This is a genomic window from Pseudaeromonas sp. HNCC25DJ180 (assembly GCF_055413345.1).
Map to the genome: position 1 here is coordinate 1 of NZ_JBVAYF010000010.1, position 22,793 is coordinate 22,793.

Sequence of the window (22,793 nt, forward strand, 5' to 3'; positions counted from 1 at the left end):
ACCGCAAGGTCAGTCAGCGAGAGTAGGAGACTACTTCGCAGACACCCAATTCAGATATACGGTCAGACCGGATATCGCACGAGATACGTGCTGATATGGCTCAGTTGGTAGAGCGCACCCTTGGTAAGGGTGAGGTCCCCAGTTCGACTCTGGGTATCAGCACCACGAAAAGCAAAACCCCGCTTCGGCGGGGTTTTTGTTTTTCTGTTTTTGGGTGTGCCACCGAGGCAACACTCTTTATCGTGTCATCACATTAGCAGTCCGCTGTAGCGTCTCATAAGCACCAAGCAGAGCGTCGCCATTTAGATAACGTCTAAGCATGTCTTGGGCCGCGAAGGCGATGATCCCTTGGCGTAGCGTGGGATTTTGGATCCCGACCTTGAGCGTCTGCGCCGTACCCTGCTTCCCATCCCACAAGGCGATAGAAATGCCGTGCTCTGTTTCCGGACCGACTGCCAACGTTAGTTGCTGTTCACCTTGGATATGCTGTAGCAGTGGCCCAGCGTCCCCTGGCAGTGGCTCAAATCGGCCTATCAACTGAGGTATTACCATGGCCAGTGAGTGGAGCAACAAGCCGGCCGAACCCTGCTCATAGAGCGCGAGTGGCCGTGATCCGAGTTTGCCGGCCAATTCAGCGGGCAGATCGAGTTCGTCCCTGGCGACCAAGAAAGGGGTGATGACGTTTAGCAGTTGCTTCTCTGCCGTTGCAAAGTCGGTTTGTTCGGCCTGCTGACTAATCAGCTTCAATTCAATGATGGGCATGGACGAGCGATAACCCAGATCGATATGCTCCGGCCAAGGCAGGGTATCTAGGCTATCACTGAGCGATGATTCAGATATGCCAAAGGTGAAATAGCGGCGCACTTCTGTGTTGCCTTTTTGATGGCTAGTTGCAAGGTCGGGGATGATTTGCTCATCCACCATCACCTTGAACTCAGAGGGCACCCCCGGGGTAAAGTAGCAGCGGGCTTTGCCGATCCGCATGTGAAACCCGCAGGCTGTACCAATCGGGTTGGGGATGAGGGTTGCCCCGCTTGGCAGGCAGGCTTGCTTCTGGTTGCTCTCCGGCATGATACGACCGCGACCGGCGTAGCGCTCCAGCAACAGTTGTAGCCACTCTTGACGTAGCTCTAGTTCCACTCCTGCCGCCAAAGCGGCCGCTTCTGTGGTTTTGTCATCTGAGGTTGGGCCCAGGCCGCCATTGATGATGATCACATCGGCGACCTGGCCTCGTTCCTGAATAATGTCTACCAGATCATCCATGCGATCGCCGACCGTATGGCGGCGGCGAACCTGCCAGCCTCGCTCCAGGAGGCGTTGGCAGAGCCAGGCAGAATTGGTATCAAGGGTAAAACCGGTGAGAACTTCATCTCCGGTGGCGATAATTTCGATGATCATGAGCGGGTTCCCTGTGTAGCCGACAATCTGAGTGCTTTGATCTGAGCTGACCTGGTTGCGGCAGCCGATGTCATGCCCCCAGATTAAGGGGGGCTAGGAGTCATGCACAAGGTTATTTATGGGCGGATACGTTGCTGTGATCGAAATAGAAGCTGATGCGGGTGCGAGGATTCAGATATTCGAACACGGGAGCAGGTAAGCGAGAGGGGGTGATCACTTTGCCAATGGAGAGGCCGGCTTCTTCCAAATCAATAACAGCGGCTTCTTGGCGGGGGATCGCGGGATCATAGACCAGCACGCTGGGATAGAGCAGGCGCTTGGAGTTGACGGACATGACCAAGCCCACCTGGCCATTGGAGAGTTGCACCACACTACCAGGGGGATAGATGCCCAGCTGTTTGACCAATAAACCTATGTAGTCCTTGTTCAGTTGCTTGGTGCGGTTCTTGAACAGAAATGAGAGCACCACATGGGGCACTTTGGCTTTAGCCTGATCCTGGGGATGGCAAAGCTCATCGTACTCGTCCACCACGGCTACCATCTGGCTCAGTTTATCGATTTGTGATCCTTTTAGCCCCTCCGGGTAACCTGAGCCATCCTGGCGCTCATGGTGACGCTGCACCACAAACTTGGCTTCAACCGGGCACTCCTTGGTGAGTTCCAGTAATTCCAAGCCGTAGCGTGGATGTTGCTTCATCAGATTAATTTCGGGGGTGGTCCGGGGTTCCGTTTTGCGCAGTATCTGAGTGGGGATACGCAGCATGCCGATGTCATGAAACAGGGCGGAAAAGCCAAGCAGCTTGATCTCGGCCTCGGTGAAACCGGCCTCCTTGGCCAGTATCATGCTTAAGATCGAGACGTTGAGCGAATGGTAATAGATGCTCTCGCCTTCCGGGCAGTCGGCCATCAGATGGAGCACCATATCTTCTGCCTTGAGTAACTGATCGGCTATGCCATCCACCAATTCGCGGGCCTCGGCCATGGCGGTCAGGGGGCGGGTTTGCACCTTATTCATCAGGTTACGCAGTTGGCTCAGGGAGCGCTCGAACGATTTCTCGCTGCGCTGCAAGTTGCGACGATACTGTTTAAGCAGCTCGATACGCCGTTCTTTTTCGGCCGTCAGTTGACTCTGTAAACTATCCAGATTGTCACTGCTCTCATCTGATTTATCGCTGCTACCCTCTTCTGCCAAGGGCTTTGGGGGGGCGTCGGAGCGATCGGGAAAGATCATCACCTGCTTCAGGCCAAGACGCCGAATGAGATCGATCTGCTCCTGGTTCTTGATCATGAAACTGGAAAACAAGAAAGGGTGTTCCTTCCAAGTTAATGGCAGCTTGACGTAATTCCCTACCTGCAGTCGATCGACCGAAATCTTGATGCCAGCCATTAGTCTCTTATTGTTATTCAGCTACACGCTTATGCTAGTCAAAGGGGCGGTGAAATTAAAGCAGCAATATGAAACCGACATCAGATTACCGCAAAGGATGACAGGCGTTGCCGCTTGGTGTAGATTTCTGGATGTCCAGACGTTTTTACCGATGTAGTACAGGAAGTGCACCATGCCCATCAAGATCCCAGACGGCCTGCCAGCCGCCGATGTGCTTGGCGAAGAGAATATCTTCGTCATGACCGAGAGTCGCGCCTTGCACCAGGACATTCGCCCACTGCGTGTACTCTTGTTGAATCTGATGCCGAAAAAGATCGAAACCGAGATCCAGTTGATGCGTATGCTCTCCAACTCGCCGTTGCAGGTGCATGTGGATTTGCTGCGCATCGATGATCGCGAATCAAAGAATACCCCTAAGGCGCACCTCGATACCTTTTATCAGGACTTCGCCCAGGTGAAGCATAACCGCTATGATGGCCTCATCATCACGGGGGCACCGCTGGGACTGACGCAATTCTCGGATGTGGTCTACTGGAATACTCTGGTGGAGATCATCGAATGGTCCCATCAACATGTCACCTCGACTCTGTTTCTCTGTTGGGCGGCACAGGCGGCGTTGAAGGTTTTATATGGCCTGGAGAAACAGACCCGCGAGGTGAAGCTCTCCGGTGTCTACGAGCACTGTCGGTTGGTGGAGTTGGATCCGCTGGTACGCGGTTTTGATGATAACTTCCTGGCGCCCCACTCCCGCTATGCCAGCTTCGAGGGAGCGTTTATCCGCGCCCATACCGATCTGCGGGTGTTTGCCGAGTCGGAAGAGGCTGGAGTTTACTTGGCGGTGAGCCCGGATTGTCGTCAAGTCTATGTGACGGGCCACCCGGAATACGATGCTGACACTCTGCACAACGAGTATCAGCGTGATACCAGCGCCGGGATCAATCCACAGTTGCCGAAGAATTACTATCGCAACGATGATCCATCGACTGAGCCGAGTGCCACCTGGCGTAGCCATGGCTACCTGCTCTTTTCCAACTGGCTCAACTATTACGTCTATCAGAATACGCCCTTTGATCTGCACAAGCAGGGGTGAGGCTTTACCCCTGCCAGCCGTAACGGCACAGATCCAGCGGTGCGGAACCATCCAGCCCTTCGGCGCTCAGCAGCGCTTGCTGTTGTCGCCGCCCCTCGTCTTGCAATGAAGAGGTGCCAAAGCGGTTGACCACTCTATGCCAGGGCAATCGGCTATCGGCCGGTAGCCGGCAGAGTATGCCGCCCACCTGACGAGCGACCCGCGGAGAGCCTGCCAGGCGTGCGATCGTGCCGTAGGTGGCAACCTGGCCATAGGGGATGGCTGCCACCACCTGGTAGACCCGTTGTTGAAAGCTATCCGTGGCGTGAGCGGGTGAGGGTCGCATACTCATCTTCCGATTTTTTATCCTGACCCCCTTTCTAGCGCGGGCGAGTCAGGTTGTCGAGCCGACCTTCAGGTATGATGAGGGTCATGCTCAACCCAATTCAATAGGCCAGGCCCTCGAGGGCTGGCATCGCAGTAAAGAGGACCAGCCAGTGGCACTACATGCGCAAGGAACGCCCATTCATACTCAGCTCACTCAATGTTTGCAGGAGCGCATTCTGCTCATCGACGGTGGCATGGGGACCATGATCCAGAGTTATGAGCTGAAAGAGGCCGATTACCGCGGCGAGCGTTTTGCCGCTTGGCCTAGCGACCTCAAGGGCAACAATGACCTGTTGGTACTCTCCAGGCCCCAGGTCATTCGTGAGATCCATGAGGCTTATCTGGCCGCTGGCGCCGATATTCTCGAGACCAACAGCTTTAATGCCACTCGTATCGCCATGGCTGACTACCATATGGAAGATCTCAGTGCCGAGATCAACCGCGAGGCGGCGCGGTTGGCGCGTCAGGTGGCCGATGCGTGGACGGCCAGGGATCCAGCCAAGCCGCGTTTTGTCGCCGGTATTCTCGGCCCCACCAACCGGACCTGCTCCATCTCGCCGGATGTGAACGATCCCGGTGCCCGTAACGTCACCTATGACGAGCTGGTTGCTGCCTATATGGAGTCCACCCTGGCGCTCATCGAGGGCGGGGCTCATCTCATCATGATCGAGACCATCTTCGATACCCTGAACGCCAAGGCGGCGGTCTTTGCGGTGGAGAGCGTCTTCGATAAGTTGGGCCATCGCCTGCCGGTGATGATCTCCGGCACCATTACCGACGCCTCCGGGCGCACCCTCTCCGGCCAGACCACCGAAGCCTTCTATAACTCGCTGCGTCATGCCCAGCCCCTCTCCTTTGGTCTCAACTGTGCGCTGGGCCCGAAGGAATTGCGCCAGTATGTGGAGGAGCTCGCCCGCATCAGCGAGACCTATGTCTCGGTGCATCCCAACGCCGGTCTGCCCAACGCCTTCGGTGGCTATGATCTGGAAGCCGACGAGATGGCCGACCATATTCGCGAGTGGGCCCAGTCCGGCTTTCTGAATCTGGTAGGGGGCTGCTGTGGCACCACACCCGCCCATATCGCCGCCATGGCCAAGGCGGTGGCCGGTTGCCCGCCTCGCGCCTTGCCCGAGATCCCGGTGGCCTGTCGTCTGGCGGGGTTGGAGCCGGTCACCATCAGTGCCGATACCATGTTCGTCAACGTGGGCGAGCGCACCAACGTCACCGGCTCGGCCAAGTTCAAGCGCCTCATTCGCGAAGAGAACTACGACGAGGCGCTGGATATTGCCCGCCAGCAGGTGGAGAGCGGCGCACAGATCATCGATATCAACATGGATGAGGGGATGCTGGATGCCGAGGCCTGCATGGTGCGCTTCCTCAATCTCATTGCCACTGAGCCGGATATCTGCAAGGTGCCCATCATGGTCGACTCTTCCAAATGGGAGGTGATCGAGGCGGGGCTCAAGTGCATTCAGGGTAAGCCGATAGTCAACTCCATCTCCATGAAGGAGGGGGAGGAGAAGTTTATTGCTCAGGCCAAGTTGGTGCGTCGTTATGGCGCCGCCGTCATCGTCATGGCGTTCGATGAGCAGGGCCAAGCCGATACCCGGGCGCGTAAGTTCGAGATCTGCCAGCGCGCCTATCGCATCCTGGTGGATGAGGTGGGCTTTCCGCCGGAAGATATCATCTTCGATCCCAATATCTTCGCCGTGGCCACCGGTATCGATGAACACAACAACTACGCCATGGACTTCATCGAGGCGGTCAAGGACATCAAGAGCCAACTGCCTCATGCCATGATCTCCGGTGGCGTTTCCAACGTCTCCTTCTCCTTCCGCGGTAACGAGCCGGTGCGCGAGGCGATCCACTCGGTCTTCCTCTACTACGCCATCCAGAACGGCATGGACATGGGGATTGTCAACGCCGGTCAGCTGGCCATCTACGAAGACATCCCCGCCGAGCTCAAGGCGGCGGTCGAGGATGTGGTGCGCAACACCCACGCCGGTGCCACCGAGGCGCTGCTGGCCATTGCCGAGAAGTATCGCGGCGGGGCGCAGCAGGTGGCGGATCCGCGCGAGCAGGAGTGGCGCAGCTGGCCTGTGGCCAAGCGATTGGAGCATGCGCTGGTCAAGGGCATCACCGACTTTATTGATGAAGACACAGAACTGGCTCGTCAGGAGTGTGCTCGTCCCATCGAGGTGATCGAAGGGCCGCTGATGGCGGGCATGAATGTGGTGGGCGATCTGTTCGGCGCGGGTAAGATGTTCCTGCCCCAGGTGGTGAAGTCTGCCCGGGTGATGAAGCGTGCCGTGGCCTATCTGCAACCCTATATCGAGGCTGGAAAGTCCGGCAGCAGCAGCAACGGCAAGATCGTCATGGCGACGGTGAAGGGCGACGTCCACGACATCGGTAAGAATATCGTCGGCGTGGTGCTGCAGTGCAACAACTTCGAGATCATCGATCTGGGGGTCATGGTCTCCTGCGAGAAGATACTCCAGACCGCCCGTGAGGTGAATGCCGACATGATAGGCCTCTCCGGCCTCATCACTCCCTCCCTGGACGAGATGGTGCATGTGGCCAAGGAGATGCAGCGTCAGGGCTTTACCATACCGCTGCTGATCGGCGGGGCCACCACCTCCAAGGCCCATACCGCGGTGAAGATAGAGCAGAACTACGATGAGCCCGTGGTCTATGTCTCCAACGCCAGTCGTGCCGTCGGGGTGGCCCAGAGTCTGCTCTCACCCGAACTCAAGCCCGCCTTTGCCGCCCGTCTGGCCAAAGAGTATGACGCGGCCCGCGAGCAGCACAGCCGTAAGCAGCCGCGTACCAAGGCGGTGTCGCTGGCAAATGCGCGCGCCAATGGCTGGTCCTGCGACTGGAGTGCCTACCAGCCGCCCAAACCGGCCAAGCCCGGCATCCATGTGCTGCGCCAGGTACCGATTGCCACGCTGCGACCTTATATCGACTGGACCCCCTTCTTCCTCAGCTGGGAGCTGGCGGGCAAGTACCCGCGCATCCTCGAGGATGAGGTGGTGGGCGAGGAGGCCAAGCAGTTGTTTGCCGATGCCCAGGCCATGCTGGATCGCCTCGAAGGCAGCGGTGAGGTGGAAGTGACCGGCATGCTGGGTCTTTTCCCGGCCAACAGCGTCGGGGACGATATCGAGGTCTATACCGACGAGTCGCGAAGCGAAGTGAAGCAGGTGTTGCGCGGCCTGCGCCAGCAGACCGACAAGCTGAGCCAGGCCCGTGACGGTAACGTCTTCCCCAACTACTGCCTCTCCGACTATGTGGCGCCCAAGGCCAGCGGCGTCGCCGACTGGGTCGGTGCCTTTGCGGTGAGTGGTGGCTTTGGCGAGTCCGGGATCGCTGAGGCCTACAAGGCGGCGGGGGATGACTATAACGCCATCCTGGTGCAGGCGGTCTGCGATCGTCTGGCCGAAGCCTTTGCCGAATACCTGCACGAGCAGGTGCGCAAGGAGTATTGGGGTTATGCCGCGGACGAAGATCTCTCCAACGAGGATCTGATCCGCGAGAACTACCAGGGCATCCGTCCGGCACCGGGCTACCCAGCCTGCCCCGAGCACACCGAGAAGGGCACCCTCTGGCAACTGCTGGGGGTGGAAGAGGCCATCGGCATGACGCTCACCGAATCCTATGCCATGTGGCCGGCGGCGGCGGTCTCCGGTTGGTACTTCAGCCACCCGGAGGCCAAGTACTTCGCCGTGGCCGGGATCCAGCAGGATCAGGTGAAGGATTACGCCGAACGCAAGGGAATGACCCTCGAAGAGGCCGAACGCTGGCTGGGCCCGAACCTGGGCTATCAGCCGGAGTAATGGCGGCGTAGGCGGCTTAGTATGGTATCGACAGGCCCTCCCCGGTGGAGGGCCTGATTTTATCTAGCATTATCTTAATTTGGTTGTCGGGAGAGGCCATGTGGCAGCAAAAGGAGAGCCGCTTGCAGGCGCGGGAGTGGGGCTTTCATCTGGTGACGGAGGAGAGAATGCGCCAGGATTTCGAGAGCGTGTTCCATTGCCTGGTGCCGCAGGATGAGCCCTCCTCTCTCCACACCCCCTATTATCGCCACAACGATGAGGGGAACGACGATCTGCCCGCCCATATCAAGAGCTGCCTGCTGCTACCCATACGCCAAGGCGCCCTGGCGCTGGGAATCTGGTAGGGAATCTAACTGGGCGAGCTCCGGGATCACGGCGCTCGCCGCCGGTTAATCATCACCCTGCAGGGAAGTCGCCGACCTAGCGCAGATAGGATCCGCCGTTGATATCGATACAGCTGCCGTTGATATAGTCGGGAGCCTCGGTGGCTAGCCAGCCTATGGTATTAGCGATCTCGCCAGCTTGAGCAAAACGGCCGCTGACCACGCTCTTTTTGAACTCGGCCTTGCGTGCCTCGGGAATGGTGCTGAGCATATCGGTATCGACCGGGCTGGCGGCCACGGCGTTGATCTGGATGCCATGGGGGCCGAGCAGCTTGGCGTAGCTCTTGGTGGCATTGAGCAGTCCGGCCTTGGTGATGCCGTACCAAATGTCGGGATGGCCAATGTGCCCGGCAATGGAGGCGTTGTTGACTATGCGTCCGGCGCCCCGCGCCATCATCCCCTTGGCCACGCCATTGATAAAGGCCACCGGTGCCTCGATGTTGATCTTCAGAATATGGGCGATCTGCTCCGGTGGGTAGTGATCATAGGGCAGCGAAAGCATGATACCGGCATTGTTGACCAGCACATCGACGGGGCCGACCTCCGCCAGTAGCGGCGGGATCTGGCCCGTATCGGCAAGATCAAAGGCCATGGTGGTGAGCCGCGGATGGCCTGCCAGTTCGAAGGAGGAAAAATCCCGCGCCACTACCGTGACCTGATACTCCCTCTGCAGAAAATAGCGGGTCACTTCTAGGCCTATGCCTTTATTGCCCCCGGTGATCAATAGATGTGGCATGGTGTTCTCCCTGAGATGCATGCGCAAATAGTCTAATAGGTGGTGCGTAATAGCGAGCCTGTCATGCTGTATTGCGGGATAGAGAGCCGGCTTCTCAGACGTGACGCCTTACTTTTTCTCGGTTTTTGCCAAAGCCCTGAGCCAGTCACAGCAAGGTGATATGCTTACGGGAATAATCGGGCTCTTATGGCTGTGAATGAATTTAAGGAAGCATTATGCGTTATGTAGTCGGCCTCTGTGCCTTGGGGTTGGGAATGGTCAGTGTTGGGGCCTGGGCGAGTAGCGCTGGCGCGATCAAGCCTGCGGCACCACAGGAAAAAACGGAGGTCCAGGCTACGCCCACTCAATCCAAAGAGAATGCGGCCGCCTATAAGGAGCTGCTGGCCCAGTTTGATGAGCTCTCGCGCCAGCAGTCGCCTCTGGCATATGCCACCTTGGTCAGCAAGCCGCTGATGAGTCAGAGTGGCGATGCCATGTTCAAGCACTACCAGGCGCTGCTGCAGCCCCATATTGCTGAGGAGCCCAAGGCCGCGCTGCTCTATGCCGCCCTGCTGGCCACCCAGGCGCGCAAGCCCATGCTGCAACTGCCTGGGGAGGGGATGACACCCCAGCGGGAGGCCATGTGGCTGCAGTTGCCGTCCAACCCTCTGTTTCAGGAGGCCAACCGCCTGCTGGTCCAGTTGTGCGAAAAACAAAATCTGCAGGCGTGCATGGCGCACTTCTATGAGCTGTTCGATGCCGGTACGCCCGTAATGATGGGCCATGATCGCAAGGAGCAGGATGCCTTCGTGCGCGTGCTAATCGAAGCGGAGAATGAGGTGCGACGTATCGCCATCATGAATTACGCCAAGCAGCCGACGCCTGGGCTCGCCGGTTTTGTCGCCACCCTCTATACCCGCGGTTTGACGCCCTTCCCGGCCGAGCAGGCCAAGGGGATGGGTTTTGTGCGTGATGCCGACAAGGCTGCCCGCTGGCAGGAACAAGCCGGTCTCTAGCTGTTACCTCAGGCCGGAGAGCTGTCCGGCCTGACCCTCCTTCGTTTACCTCGCCGTTTTGCCAGAACAGTGGCTGCCTGAAACATTGACGTGTATATTTATCCAGTGCCATCGATATGATGACAGCCAATGCCTCTCTCTGTTCCTCTCTTTGAGCTGTCTGCTGTTTCTGCTGTTAAGGAGTGCCATGAACTCATTTCCCCCCGTTACCCCGCTGGTCGTATTGTTGATTGCCCTGGCGGCGCTCCTGCTGGGGGGGCTGCTGACCTGGTGGCGTGGTCAGCCGCGATCTGGGCTGCTGGCGCTGCAACGGCAGCAATCTCAGGAGGAGGCCGCAGCCTTGCGTCTTCAGCTGAACACATTGCAACAGCACAATCAGCGGCTGACCGAGCAGAAGGGGGGGCTGGAGGTGCAGTTGGGGCGGCTGGATCAGGAGTGCATCAGTCTGGATCAACTCCTGCTCCAGAAGCAGCAGGAGCTGGAGCGGTTGCAAACCACCCTGAGCCAGCACCATGGCGTACAATTGGCCGAACGTGAGCGGCGACTCCAGCAATTGGAGCAGGAACTGGATGGTGAGCGCCAGCGACACCAACAGACGGCCCAGCAGCTCATTCAGCGCGAGCGTGAATATGCCGAGCTCAGCACGTCACTGGCGGAGAAGCAGCACCATTTCGCCGCCCAGCTCCAACAGCTGGGCGAGAGCCGTGAGCTGCTGAAAACCGAATTCGAGCAGCTGGCCAACGAGATCCTCGAGCGCAAGGGGCAAGCCTTCAAGGCGCTGAACCAGGAGAGCGTCACTCAACTATTGCGCCCGGTGCAGCAAGAGATGCAGGGCTTCCGCCAGAAGGTGGAGAGCATCCATGTGGAGGAGCTCAAGCAGCGCAGTGAGCTGAAAAATGAGCTGGAAAACCTGCAGAAACTCAACCGAACCATCACAGAGCAGGCCGAGCGGCTGACAACTGCCCTGCAGGGGCAGAAGAAGACCCAGGGCAACTGGGGTGAGCTGATGCTGGAGAATGTGCTGGATGGCTCAGGTCTGCGGTTGGGCCAAGATTACCGCCGTGAGGTCTCCTTCAATACCGAGGAGGGGCGGTTGCGGCCCGATGTCGTGGTCTCCCTTCCCCAAGGCAAGCAACTCATCATAGATGCCAAGACGTCGCTCAGCGCCTACACCCGCTATGTGAACGCCGAGGAGGATCTGGAGCGGCAACAGGCGCTGGTGGAACATGCCCAGGCGGTGGGGGCGCGGATCCTGGAGTTAGCCGAGCGGGAATACCACAAGCTACCCGGCCTCAACTCCCCCGAGGTGGTGATCATGTTTATTCCCATTGAGTCAGCCTATGTGGCGGCGCTGCGTCACGATCCAGCCCTCTACCAGCGGGCCATAGAGCGCAATGTGCTGGTGGCGACTCCCACCACCCTGCTCACCAGTCTCAACATAGTGCGGCAACTCTGGCGCTTTGAGGATCAGAACAAACACACAGCCGAGCTGGCTAACCGTGCCGAGCGCTTCTACAACAAGCTGCACGCCTTTTTAGTCAGCATGCAGGAGGTGGGTAAACAGTTGGATCGGGCCAAGGGCAGCTACGACAAGGCGCTGGCTCAACTCTATTCCGGGCGTGGCAATCTCATCAAACAGGCGGCCGAGTTCAAGGAGTTGGGGGTCGCGGTGCAAAAAGAGTTGCCTGGTGAGCTGGTGGAGCGAGCCGAGTTGGAGCTGGGCGAGGGGCTCAATCTGGAGCTGGGCGAGGGGCTCAATCTGGAGTGGGGTCAGTTGGCCGATGGGAGTGAAGTGAGTGTGCTCTAGCGGCCGCGCGGCTTCTGCGTTGCCGATAGCCCCAGAGCAGGGCGACCAGCAGCGATAGGGCGCTGATCAACTCTCCGGCCAGCTCCTGCGGTAGGGGCGTCAGTGCTAGGTTCAGGCGATAGGAGCCTGCGGGTATGGCAAGTTGCAGCAGGCCGTTGGCATTGGGCCCCAGCGGCAGTCGCGTCCCCTCGGCCAAGCTGGCTTGCCAACCCGGATAATAGAACTGGTGCAGTGTCAGTTGGCTGGCCGTGGGGGCGGTCACTTGCACCGCTATGGCTCTGGGTTGCCAAGCCAGTAGTTGCCAGCGAGTGTCACTCTGCAAGCTCTGGATCTTGGCTGTATCGCTGGCGAAGTGGCCAATCTGCTGAAAGCTGAAGAGTTCGGGGGGAACCCAGCGGGGGCGATACTCCAACGGGCTGCGGGAGGTTAACAGCGATTGGCGAGAGGTCTCTTCGCTGACCGGTTGCATAAACATGGGCTGGATCCCCACCAGCAGTTCACTCAGCAGCAACAGGCCCAGTACGGCCCAGCCACAGGTTGCGGCCTTGGCATTGATCTTTGCATCCACTCCCGTGCTCGCCAGGGCGATCAGGGCGACGGTGGCCAGGGCCAGCACACCGCCGAAACGCCAGGGGAATTGCACCTTCTGCACTATTGGCAGCCAATCCCACACAGGTTTGCTGATGGGCCACATCATATAGAGCGCGCCTAGGGCAACCAGCAGCCAGAATTTATGCTCCCGTTGCCAAGCGGGGGCTGAGCGGCTTACCCACCAGGCGCAGCCACCCAGCACAGCCGTCAAGACCGAGATAAAACTCAGATAGCGGCGAAAGCTCCAGCCATTTTGGAAGTTGGGCCAACTGTCGAGAAAGCTGTTGGCATAGAAGAGAAAGCCCGTATACATGCTGGGCATGGAGACATGCTGCTGGGTGGTCATGGCCGGTAACCAGTAGAGGGCCGCGAGCCCCACCCCGAGCGCGCAGGCCAGGCCATGGATCAGCAGAGAGTGCACTCTATGTCGGGCGGTCGGGACAAACAGGGCGTGTCCTATCACCACAGGCAGGAAGAGGATGAAGCTGGGCAGATGAGTGAGGATGAGCAGCGCCAGGGCGAAGGCCAAGCCGATGGCGCTGCGGGCGCCCAAAGCCAGATGGCGGCTGTAGTAGAGGATCAGCGGCATCCAGACGAAGCTCCAGAACTCGGCGAAGGCAAAACGCATATAGAGATCGACCAGCAGGTGATAGGGCAGTGCCATATAGATCAGGGCGGCCAGCAGGGCATGGCGAGGGAGGCAGAAACTCTGTAACCAGAGATAGGCGGTGAGCCCCGAGGCGATGAGGGCCAATGTGGCACTGATCGCCAGTGGTTGCGTGCTGATGCCCTCTATCCAGAGGGGGGGCGAGAGCAGGGCCGTCACCCAGAAGGGCAGGGGGGCGTAGAAAAAGAAGACGGGGCTGCCGAAGCCGCCATTCATGTTCTGCAGCCAGCGCGGGTAGAGCTCCCCCTGCCAGAACTGTGCGGTGAAGTGATGGCTGAAGATGAGGTGGTGCAGTATATCGTGGCCGCGGGGACAGCCATTGAGCAGCAGCGGCAGTGCCAGCAGCAAGCCAACCGCAGCTATGATGGCCAGCCTGGGCCAATGGCTCGCCTGTGCTGTGTGCTGTGATGGCTGCATGGCTTTCCTCCCTGGAGTGCCGCCTGGCGCTACTAGCCCTGCCTGTGTGGTCAAGAAAGAGCAACGCGAGGTTCTCTTCTATGCAAAGCGTAGTTCAAATGGGAGGGAGAGGGGGTGGGCTGTGGATGTGCCAGCTAAAACAGGCGACGAAGCGTGTGGGCTTCCTGCCGGCGCACAAAAAACGAAAGGCTCACAGATTTCTCTGTAAGCCTTTGATTTATTTGGTGGCCCCTCCCAGGTTTGAACTGGGGACCAAGCGATTATGAGTCGCCTGCTCTGACCGCTGAGCTAAGGGGCCGAATGTGGGGAGGATTATAAAGATCCTGTTTCAGATAGTCCAGATATCAACGGGTTAGATGCTTATAAAAGCAGCAACCCGTTGCATCTAGACGCTCTCTGCGGGCTACTCGTCCAGGAAGCTGCGCAGAACCTCGGAGCGGCTGGGGTGGCGCAGCTTGCGCAGCGCCTTGGCTTCGATCTGACGGATCCGCTCGCGGGTCACATCAAACTGTTTGCCGACCTCTTCCAGGGTGTGGTCTGTGTTCATGTCGATGCCGAAGCGCATGCGCAGGACCTTGGCTTCACGGGCGGTGAGGCCAGCGAGAACATCCTTGGTGGCTGCCTTGAGGCTTTCTGCGGTGGCCGCATCAGCTGGCAGTGCCAAGGTGGTGTCCTCGATAAAGTCGCCAAGATGGGAGTCTTCATCATCACCGATGGGGGTTTCCATCGAGATAGGCTCTTTGGCGATCTTCAGTACCTTGCGGATCTTGTCTTCCGGCATACCCATGCGGCTGGCCAGCTCTTCCGGGCTCGGCTCGCGCCCCATCTCCTGCAGCATCTGACGGGAGATACGGTTGAGCTTGTTGATGGTCTCAATCATGTGCACCGGGATACGAATGGTGCGTGCCTGATCCGCGATAGAGCGGGTGATGGCCTGACGGATCCACCAGGTGGCGTAGGTTGAGAACTTATAGCCGCGGCGGTATTCGAATTTATCCACGGCCTTCATCAGGCCAATGTTGCCCTCCTGGATCAGATCCAGGAATTGCAGACCGCGGTTGGTGTACTTCTTGGCGATGGAGATCACCAGACGCAAGTTGGCTTCCACCATCTCTTTCTTGGCACGGCGGGCCTTGGCCTCACCTATGCTCATGCGACGGTTGATATCCTTGATCTGGGAGATGGAGAGACCGGTCTCTTCTTCCACCTGTTGCAACTTGGCAACGCCGCGTTCCACATCTTCGGAGACGTCGTTGAGGGCGGTAGACCAGGACTTGCCGCCACTGCGTGCCTGTTCAAACCAGGCCAGATCTGATTCTTTGTTGGTGAACAGGGAGACGAAGTTTTTCTTCGGCATCTTGGCCCGCTCGACGCAACACTTCATTATGATGCGTTCCTGGACCCGTACGCGCTCCATCATCTCGCGCATGTTGTTGACCAAACGGTCAAACTGCTTTGGCACCAAGCGGAATTGACGGAATACGTCGGCCAGTTTGGTGATTTCAATCTGGGTCCGCTTGTCTTCACGGCCGTGGGCCTTGATGGAAACGCGGGTTACTTCAGACTGGGTGCGCAGATCGCCGAATTTTTCACGGGCCAGTTCTGGATCGGGACCACCGTCATCATCGCTATCGTCGTCTTCGCTCTCTTCGTCTTCCTCTTCATCATCGTCTTCATCGGCCAGCTCATCTTCGCTGAGCTCGGAGCCGATGTGAGTGGCGGTCGGAGGCAGATCGTCTTCGTCCAGATTGACGAAGCCGGCTATGATGTCGCCCAGGCGAATTTGGCCTGCTTCGTACTTGTCATACTGATCGAGCAGATAGGTGATGGCCTCAGGATACTCGGCGACCGAGCTCTGTACCTGATTGATACCATCTTCGATGCGCTTGGCGATGTCGATTTCGCCTTCGCGGGTGAGCAACTCAACGGTACCCATCTCGCGCATATACATGCGGACGGGATCCGTGGTGCGGCCAATTTCTGACTCCACCGAGGCGAGCACCTGAGCGGCGGCTTCGGCTGCATCTTCGTCTTGGGCCGTTTCGGTCATGATCAGGTCATCGGCATCCGGGGCGCTTTCCACCACCTGGATACCCATGTCATTGATCATCTGGATAATGTCTTCAATCTGATCCGAATCAACGATATCTTGTGGCAGATGATCGTTCACCTCGGCATAGGTCAGGTAGCCCTGTTCTTTACCTTTGGCAACGAGGAGTTTAAGCTGCGACTGCGGGGTATGCTCCATAGAACTCATCCGGTTGGTGATGCGAGATTGCGCCAGAGTGCGCGGTATTGGCGCGCGAACCGCCGATCATACTAAAAATCGACCAGTTTTGCACGTTGACCCTGATGAATGCGTAAAAAGACCGTTGCCCAAGGCATTTGGCTGGGCTGAGCGGTCGGTTCAATTCTGTTATCTTCAATTTCTGGTGATAGTTCCCGTTAACCGGGCGTGGGGTATGGTATAGGGCCTGGCGGCCGGAATTGCAAGTCTGGATCGCATTTTTGCCCATTATTTTGTTATTTGCTCTCCGTCAGTAGCAACAGTAGCTCCTGCTTCTCCTCCTGACTCAGTCCTTCAGCTGAGGCCTTGTTCTGTAGATCCGTGACTCGTTGCTGCAAGAAGCGATCGATGAGGCGGGCGCAGGTGTCTTCCATCTCCTGCAGTATATTGTCGCCCACCGCTATCTCTTCCAGCATCGCCAGTCGTGCTAATCCTTCGCCCTCCTTGGTGCCACGCCAGTGCTCGAGCAGTTGTCCGGTCGTCATGGGCTTGTCGTGCAGCAGTTCGAGCAGTTGCAACAAAAAGCCGACACCGGGCTCCCGCAACCCTAGTAGCGCCTGGGGCAGCAGCGGCAGTTGTGCCGCGACTTGGGGGTGTTGTACCACCAGGGCTATGGTGCGCCGCACCAGGGTCAGCTTCATCTTGTTCTGTGTCGGGCGGCCAGCGGCTTGGCTCTGAGGCGCTTCGCTCTCCTGTTTTTCCTGACGCGCCATGATGTCTCGCAGGCGGCGCTCATTCTCGCCCCAGCGCAGGCGCTGGGAGAGTTTGGTGATAAGCCCTTCCCGGGTGAAGCCCTCTGGCACTCGGCGGATCAGCGCCACGGCTTTCTGGGCCAGCTCGTTCTGCCCCGCTTCGCCGGAGAGGTTAAGATCCCGGGTCAGGCGCTCAAACAGGAAGTCGGCAAAGGGCTGGGCTTCTGCCAGCTGCTGTTCGAAGACCTCACGACCATGAGCGCGGACGAAGGAGTCAGGATCATGCTCCGGGGGGAGGAAGACAAACTTCAGCTCCCGGCCATCCTGCAAGCCAGGCAGGGCATTCTCCAAGGCGCGCCAGGCGGCCTCGCGACCGGCATTGTCGCCGTCATAGCAGCAGACCACTTCCGGTGTGGTGCGAAATAGCAGGTGCATGTGATCGCTGGTGGTGGCGGTGCCTAGAGAGGCTACCGCATAATCGATGCCATACTGGCCTAGCGCCACCACATCCATATAGCCCTCCACTATCAGGATGCGGCTCGGGTTACGGTTCGCCTCCTTGAGTTCATAGAGACCAAACAGCTCCTTTCCCTTGTGAAAGATGGGGGTTTCTGGCGAGTTAAGGTATTTGGGGGTGCCATCTCCCAGTACGCGACCGCCAAAACCTATGATGCGGCCTCGACGATCGTGGATGGGAAACATGATGCGATCGCGAAATCTGTCATAGCTGCCCCCCTGATCCTTCTGGATCAACATGCCCAGGGTGATGAGTTGTTGTTCCAGCTCCCGATTGCGAGCCAGCAGTTGGCGCAGCCCATCCCACCCTGCTGGCGCGTAGCCGATGCCAAACTTCTTCACAACCTCGCCGCTGAGCCCACGCCCCTTGAGATAGTCGATGGCGGCGCTGGAGTTGCGCAACTGGCCTTGAAAGAAGCGGCTGGCCTGTTCCATCAGCTGATAGTGATCCGCACTGATCATGGGGGCGGATCCTGACGATCCACCCTGACCATTCTCTTCGCGCGGGACAGGTACCCCCAGGGTGCCCGCCAGCTCTTCGATGGCATCGGGGAAATTGAGGCCGTCATACTCCATCAAAAAGCCTATGGCATTGCCATGGGCACCACAGCCAAAGCAGTGGTAGAACTGCTTCTCCGGGCTGACCGAGAAGGAGGGGCTCTTTTCGTTATGGAAGGGGCAACAGGCCTGGTAGTTTTTGCCGGCTTTTTTCAGCCGCACACGGCCATCGATCAGGTCGACTATGTCGGTTCGGGCCAGAAGATCTTCGATAAAGGATTGCGGGATCTTGCCTGCCATGTCTGGATCTACTCGTTGGATGGGGGGTGACGCGCAGGGGAGCCATGGAGCGGCTACCCGAGTTTCAGACAGTAAGGTCGCACAAATAAATAAGCCGCGCCATCATAGGATGCGCGGCTTACTGGGATCGTCACGAATGGGTTAGGCCAGTCGCGCCTTGATCTTGGCGCTTACGACGCCCATATCGGCTCGCCCCTGGAGTTGGGGACGAAGTGCATTCATCACCTTGCCCATCTCCTGCATACTGGTTACAGAGAGTTGGGTTACGGCGTGTTCAATCAGAGCATCGATCTCGGCCTCGCTCAGGGGCTGAGGCAAGAAGGCTTGCAAGATCTGGATCTCGGCAGATTCAACATCGACCAGATCCTGACGACCAGCAGCGGCAAACTGGCTGATGGAATCCTTGCGTTGCTTGACCATCTTGGTCAGCACGGCAAGGATCTCGTCATCAGAGAGTTCGGTACGGGTATCGACCTCTTTTTGCTTGATCTCGGCCATTAACAGACGAATAGTTCCGACGCGCACCTTATCTTTGGCGAGCATCGACGTCTTCAATTCACTCTTCAGTTGTTCCTGTAGAGACATGACCGAGTCACTCCGTCAACGCGATTAGTACAGACGATTACGACGTGCGTTTTCGCGAGCCAGTTTCTTGGCATGACGCTTTACGGCAGAAGCCTTGGCGCGCTTACGAATAGTGGTTGGCTTTTCGTAGAATTCACGGCTACGAACGTCAGCCAGAACACCGGCTTTTTCGCAAGAACGCTTGAAGCGACGCAGGGCGACATCAAACGGCTCGTTTTCACGTACTTTAATTACTGGCATGTGCCTCTCACCTCAGAGATATTTTACGGCTGACCGCAATATGGTCCGCCCGACTAAAAATGGTGCGAAATTCTAATCTGATCGGGCGAGCAAAGTAAACCCTTATCAGAAGAGACTGGTGTAAAAAACGGGCGGAGGGTAACATACCGACCTCGATTTGACAGTGATTTTTTCCCTCCATGCGTGTTTTAGGTATTGAAAGCTCCTGTGACGAGACCGGGATCGCGATCTTCGACGATCAACTTGGGATCCTCTCGCACCAATTATATAGCCAGGTCAAGCTGCATGCCGATTACGGTGGGGTTGTGCCGGAACTGGCCAGCCGTGATCATGTCCGCAAAACGATCCCCTTGATCCTTGAGGCGCTGGCCGAAGCCCAGTGTGATCCTGACTCGATCGACGGCATCGCCTATACCGCAGGCCCGGGTCTGGTGGGGGCTCTGTTGGTCGGCGCCACCATAGGGCGCAGCCTGGCCATGGCTTGGGGCAAACCGGCAGTGGCCGTGCATCATATGGAGGGTCATTTGCTGGCTCCCATGCTGGAGACGCACGCCCCCGAGTTTCCCTTCGTCGCCCTGCTGGTTTCCGGTGGTCACACCCTGCTGGTGCGGGTGGATGGCATAGGCCGCTACCAGATTTTGGGTGAGTCGGTGGACGATGCGGCGGGTGAGGCCTTCGACAAGACGGCCAAGCTGCTGGGACTCGACTACCCGGGGGGGGCACGTCTCTCCAAGCTGGCCGAACAGGGGACGCCGGGGCGCTTTCTCTTTCCGCGCCCCATGACGGATAGACCCGGCCTCGACTTTAGTTTCTCGGGTCTGAAGACCTTTGCCGCTAACACCATCCATGCCCAGGGCAGTGATGAGCAGACCCGGGCCGATATCGCCCATGCGTTTCAGTGTGCTGTGGTGGATACCCTGGCCATCAAGTGCAAGCGTGCGCTCAAGGCGACCGGTCTCAAGCGTCTGGTGCTGGCCGGGGGCGTCAGCGCTAATCGCCAGTTGCGGGAGCAGTTGGCGCAGATGATGGATGAGCTCAAGGGTGAGGTCTTCTACCCGCGCCCGGAATATTGCACCGATAACGGCGCCATGATCGCCTATGCGGGCTTGCAGCGATTGAAGGCGGGGCAGAGTGTGGGGTTGGAGGTGTCGGTCAAACCACGCTGGAGCCTGGAAGAGCTGCCGCCCCTGTGAGTCATTGGGCGTGATGGAGAAATTCAAGGGCGGTGATCACTCACCGCTTTTTTTATCTTCACCTGTGGTGAGTTTCGTCTGCCGGCGTTGCGCGCGAGCCTTGCGGCGCCAGATCCTGTCCTCCTGACCATTGAGCAGGCGGTGGATATTCTCATGGTGCCGGTAGATGATGAGGCAGCAGAGCATGGATACCGGCAGGGTATATTCGGGTTTGAGCCAATAGGTGTAGAGCGGGGCCAGCAGGGCGGCGATCAGGGCAGCCAGTGAGGAATAACCCGTTCCGACCAGCACCAGCAGCCAAGTGGCCAACATCATGGCCCCCATGTCCAGGCCAATGGGCATCATGGTGCCTAGGGCGGTGGCGACGCCCTTACCTCCGCGAAAGTGGAAGAAGAGCGGGTACATGTGTCCCAAACAGGCGGCCACGCCTATGAGGCCCAGCGTGAAGGGGGGAAGTCTCAGATACCAGGCTAAATAGACCGGCAGGGTGCCCTTGAGCATGTCACACAGCAACACCCACAGGGCCGCGGTGCGACCACCCAGTCGCAGCACATTGGTAGTGCCGGGGTTGTGAGAACCATGTTCCCTGGGGTCGGGCAGGCCATAGAGCCGACTCACCAGTACGGCGCTAGAGATGGAACCGCCCAGATAGGCGAGAATGATCATGGCGAGACTGAAGGCTGTCATGGGCGCTCTAGGTTTGTCTTCCGGGTTTGCTGGAGTAAGATCCCGGCTCTGTCCCTGATCATAGGCTCAAATGAGCGGTAGAGGTATCCGACCTCCTGCCTGGGTGACAAAATCAGTCAAGCTGGCGAGATCGCTCGGCTCCAGACTCAGGGGAACTAGGCGCGAAATTACTCCGCCTGAGAGTACTATGTTTTAGAAGACGATGCGCGCCCGCTCCATGGGATGAAAGAAGCGTAGCGACAGATAAAAAATTAAAGAGGGTGAAATGGATAAGGTATTTATCTCCGGTTTAGAAGTGCTGTGTACCATTGGCGTTTATGAGTGGGAGAAGGGCATCACTCAGCGGCTGATCTTCGATCTGGAGATGGATTACAACACGCGTCCAGCGGGTGAGCAGGATGACCTGGCGCTGGCTCTGGATTATGCCTATGTGGCCAATCGGGTGACCGAGCTGGTGCAGGCTTCTCCGGTCGAGCTGGTTGAGACCATGGCTGAGCGCGTGGCGGCGCTGATACTGCAGGAGTTTGCTGTGCCTCGGGTCAAGGTGAGGGTAACCAAGCCCACCGCCGTGGTGACGGCGCGTGGTGTCGGGGTCGAGATAGTGCGGGAGGCGTGATGGCGCGTATTTACATCGGTCTGGGGAGCAACATAGAGCGGGAGCACTATCTGCAGCGTGGTCTGCAGGCCTTGGCTCGCCACTTTCCCGGTCTACATCACTCCACCGTCTATGAGAGTGCGGCGGTCGGTTTTGTCGGCTCCAACTTCTACAATTTGGTGGCGGGGGCCGATACTGAGCTGGAAGTTGAGCAAGTGCAGGCCCAATTGCGTGAGATCGAGTATGCCCATGGTCGCACTCTGGAGGCCAAAAAATTCTCACCCCGCACCCTAGATCTGGATCTGCTCACCTATGATCAGAGGGTGATGAGTACACCGGTGCAACTGCCGCGGGCGGAAATTCTGACCAACGCCTTTGTGCTGCGCCCCTTCGCCGAACTGGCCCCTGATTATTGGCATCCGGTCGTGGGGCAGACCTTGGCCCAACTTTGGCAGCAATATGACGCCAGTTTGCAGCCTTTAACGGCGGTAAGTTGGTAAAACTGCCCCAGCAGTTCTCAGTTAGTTAGCGGCGTTTGCGCTGGCTGGCTCGTATTTCATCCAAGGGAGCAATATGTCTGATTTACACGTACTGGTGTTGGCCTTGATCCAGGGCTTCACCGAGTTCCTGCCGGTTTCCAGCTCTGCCCATTTGATCCTGCCCTCCAAGCTGCTTGGCTGGCCAGATCAAGGGTTGGCCTTCGATGTCGCTGTGCACTTGGGGACCTTGGCCGCCGTACTGCTCTATTTTCGGCGTGATCTGCAAACGCTGACGTCGGCCTTTATCGACTCCCTGCATACCAAGCGCATGAATGAATCGGGTCGCCTGGCCTGGTGTCTGTTGCTGGCCACAGTCCCTGCGGCCTTGGCGGGTCTGCTGTTTAACCAACTGCTCAGCTTTTACCTGCGCTCCTCCTTGGTCATTGCCTTCACCACCATCAGTTTTGGACTGCTGATGTGGGTGGCGGATCGCTACGGTGACAAGCGTGAGGAGCTCCATAGCCTGACATTAAACCAGGCCCTGTTGATCGGTCTGGCCCAGGCGCTGGCACTCATTCCTGGCACCTCCCGCTCCGGTATCACCATGACGGCGGGTTTGTTGTTGGGGCTCAAGCCCCAGGCGGCGGCGCGTTTCTCCTTCCTGCTCTCCATCCCCATCATCTTGATGGCGGGGGGCTATGAGGGCATGAAGCTGCTGAATTCGGCTGCCGTGGTGGAGTGGCGTCAGGTGATCCTCGGCATGGGCATCTCGTTTCTGAGTGCGCTCCTGGTGATCCACCTCTTTCTCAAACTGCTGGCCCATGTGGGCTTGTGGCCTTTTGTTCTCTACCGGTTGGCACTTGGTATGGCCCTGTTGGTGTTTGTGGTCTGATGGGGCCTCCCCACGGCAATAGGAAGGCCCTGGAGTCGGTCATGCTCATCAGATAAAGCAGGGAGTGTTCCCATTGAGTCAACCGTTGGCAGCAAGGATGCCGCCATCGAGCCCCCAGGGATGGGTTTACGGCGTGTTGGCGAAAGGGAATACCCCTGC

At 58.2% G+C, this 22,793-nt stretch carries 19 protein-coding genes and 2 tRNA genes; 10 read left to right on the plus strand and 11 right to left on the minus strand.

The features are described from left to right. The first annotated feature begins 89 nt into the window (after positions 1–89). Positions 90–165 (plus strand) — tRNA-Thr (locus tag ACZYTD_RS10375). Between the two features lie 72 nt (positions 166–237). Here ACZYTD_RS10375 and ACZYTD_RS10380 read toward each other — a convergent pair. Both ACZYTD_RS10380 and ACZYTD_RS10385 read right to left on the minus strand, forming a co-directional pair. Next, positions 238–1,398, minus strand: coding sequence for a molybdopterin-binding protein (locus ACZYTD_RS10380; RefSeq protein WP_463891827.1), 1,161 nt, complete (start codon positions 1,396–1,398; stop codon positions 238–240). Positions 1,399–1,510: 112 nt separating this feature from the next. Continuing rightward, positions 1,511–2,785: an HD-GYP domain-containing protein gene (locus ACZYTD_RS10385; RefSeq protein WP_463891829.1), complete on the minus strand. Its 1,275-nt coding sequence runs from the start codon at positions 2,783–2,785 to the stop codon at positions 1,511–1,513. A 172-nt stretch (positions 2,786–2,957) separates the two neighbouring features. Here ACZYTD_RS10385 and metA point away from each other — a divergent pair, with 172 nt between their 5' ends. Continuing rightward, positions 2,958–3,875, plus strand: coding sequence for a homoserine O-succinyltransferase MetA (gene metA / locus ACZYTD_RS10390; protein ID WP_463891830.1), 918 nt, complete (start codon positions 2,958–2,960; stop codon positions 3,873–3,875). A 4-nt stretch (positions 3,876–3,879) separates the two neighbouring features. Here the strand turns inward: metA and ACZYTD_RS10395 are convergent, their stop codons facing one another. Further along, on the minus strand, positions 3,880–4,206 hold the full coding sequence (locus ACZYTD_RS10395) for an MGMT family protein (RefSeq protein WP_463891832.1): 327 nt from the start codon (positions 4,204–4,206) through the stop codon (positions 3,880–3,882). 145 nt (positions 4,207–4,351) lie between these two features. Between ACZYTD_RS10395 and metH the strand changes: the two genes are divergently transcribed. Both metH and ACZYTD_RS10405 read left to right on the plus strand, forming a co-directional pair. Continuing rightward, the gene (gene metH / locus ACZYTD_RS10400; RefSeq protein WP_463891833.1) at positions 4,352–8,074 is read left to right on the plus strand and encodes a methionine synthase; all 3,723 of its coding nucleotides are present in this window, start codon (positions 4,352–4,354) and stop codon (positions 8,072–8,074) included. Positions 8,075–8,172: 98 nt separating this feature from the next. After that, positions 8,173–8,418 carry a YjbQ family protein gene (locus ACZYTD_RS10405; RefSeq protein ID WP_463891834.1) on the plus strand — a complete coding sequence of 82 codons (246 nt, stop codon included), beginning with the start codon at positions 8,173–8,175 and terminating at the stop codon, positions 8,416–8,418. A gap of 76 nt (positions 8,419–8,494) precedes the next feature. On the opposite strand, the gene ACZYTD_RS10410 is transcribed toward ACZYTD_RS10405, so the two are convergent. Continuing rightward, on the minus strand, positions 8,495–9,193 hold the full coding sequence (locus ACZYTD_RS10410; RefSeq protein ID WP_463891836.1) for an SDR family NAD(P)-dependent oxidoreductase: 699 nt from the start codon (positions 9,191–9,193) through the stop codon (positions 8,495–8,497). A gap of 215 nt (positions 9,194–9,408) precedes the next feature. On the opposite strand from ACZYTD_RS10410, the gene ACZYTD_RS10415 reads away from it, so the two are divergent. Both ACZYTD_RS10415 and ACZYTD_RS10420 read left to right on the plus strand, forming a co-directional pair. Next, on the plus strand, positions 9,409–10,188 hold the full coding sequence (locus ACZYTD_RS10415) for a hypothetical protein (protein WP_463891837.1): 780 nt from the start codon (positions 9,409–9,411) through the stop codon (positions 10,186–10,188). A gap of 187 nt (positions 10,189–10,375) precedes the next feature. Further along, a complete protein-coding gene (locus ACZYTD_RS10420) occupies positions 10,376–11,995 on the plus strand; it encodes a DNA recombination protein RmuC (RefSeq protein WP_463891839.1) in 1,620 nt (539 codons plus the stop codon). Here ACZYTD_RS10420 and ACZYTD_RS10425 read toward each other — a convergent pair. From ACZYTD_RS10425 to rpsU, 6 genes are all read right to left on the minus strand, one after another. Continuing rightward, positions 11,943–13,670 (minus strand): hypothetical protein, encoded by a 1,728-nt coding sequence (locus ACZYTD_RS10425; RefSeq protein WP_463891841.1) that lies wholly within the window; start codon positions 13,668–13,670, stop codon positions 11,943–11,945. The genes ACZYTD_RS10420 and ACZYTD_RS10425 overlap by 53 nt on opposite strands. Before the next feature lie 222 nt (positions 13,671–13,892). Further along, positions 13,893–13,968, minus strand: a tRNA-Ile gene (locus ACZYTD_RS10430). A gap of 105 nt (positions 13,969–14,073) precedes the next feature. Continuing rightward, the gene (gene rpoD / locus ACZYTD_RS10435) at positions 14,074–15,927 is read right to left on the minus strand and encodes an RNA polymerase sigma factor RpoD (protein ID WP_463891842.1); all 1,854 of its coding nucleotides are present in this window, start codon (positions 15,925–15,927) and stop codon (positions 14,074–14,076) included. 266 nt (positions 15,928–16,193) lie between these two features. After that, positions 16,194–17,963, minus strand: a complete 1,770-nt coding sequence (gene dnaG / locus ACZYTD_RS10440; RefSeq protein ID WP_463891843.1) for a DNA primase — start codon at positions 17,961–17,963, stop codon at positions 16,194–16,196. Between the two features lie 141 nt (positions 17,964–18,104). Next, the gene (locus ACZYTD_RS10445; protein ID WP_463891845.1) at positions 18,105–18,548 is read right to left on the minus strand and encodes a GatB/YqeY domain-containing protein; all 444 of its coding nucleotides are present in this window, start codon (positions 18,546–18,548) and stop codon (positions 18,105–18,107) included. Positions 18,549–18,572: 24 nt separating this feature from the next. Further along, complete coding sequence (gene rpsU / locus ACZYTD_RS10450; protein ID WP_463891847.1) at positions 18,573–18,788, minus strand: 30S ribosomal protein S21; 216 nt, start codon at positions 18,786–18,788, stop codon at positions 18,573–18,575. 179 nt (positions 18,789–18,967) lie between these two features. On the opposite strand from rpsU, the gene tsaD reads away from it, so the two are divergent. Next, a complete protein-coding gene (gene tsaD, locus ACZYTD_RS10455) occupies positions 18,968–19,981 on the plus strand; it encodes a tRNA (adenosine(37)-N6)-threonylcarbamoyltransferase complex transferase subunit TsaD (protein WP_463891848.1) in 1,014 nt (337 codons plus the stop codon). Between the two features lie 36 nt (positions 19,982–20,017). Here the strand turns inward: tsaD and plsY are convergent, their stop codons facing one another. Next, positions 20,018–20,668: a glycerol-3-phosphate 1-O-acyltransferase PlsY gene (gene plsY / locus ACZYTD_RS10460; protein ID WP_463891850.1), complete on the minus strand. Its 651-nt coding sequence runs from the start codon at positions 20,666–20,668 to the stop codon at positions 20,018–20,020. A 265-nt stretch (positions 20,669–20,933) separates the two neighbouring features. On the opposite strand from plsY, the gene folB reads away from it, so the two are divergent. The 3 genes from folB (at position 20,934) to ACZYTD_RS10475 (ending at position 22,634) form a co-directional block, all read left to right on the plus strand. Beyond that, positions 20,934–21,284 carry a dihydroneopterin aldolase gene (gene folB / locus ACZYTD_RS10465; protein WP_463891852.1) on the plus strand — a complete coding sequence of 117 codons (351 nt, stop codon included), beginning with the start codon at positions 20,934–20,936 and terminating at the stop codon, positions 21,282–21,284. After that, a complete protein-coding gene (gene folK / locus ACZYTD_RS10470) occupies positions 21,284–21,763 on the plus strand; it encodes a 2-amino-4-hydroxy-6-hydroxymethyldihydropteridine diphosphokinase (RefSeq protein WP_463891853.1) in 480 nt (159 codons plus the stop codon). The genes folB and folK overlap by 1 nt, the downstream gene beginning before the upstream one ends. Positions 21,764–21,836: 73 nt before the next feature. Next, on the plus strand, positions 21,837–22,634 hold the full coding sequence (locus tag ACZYTD_RS10475; protein WP_463891854.1) for an undecaprenyl-diphosphate phosphatase: 798 nt from the start codon (positions 21,837–21,839) through the stop codon (positions 22,632–22,634). Positions 22,635–22,793 lie beyond the last annotated feature (159 nt).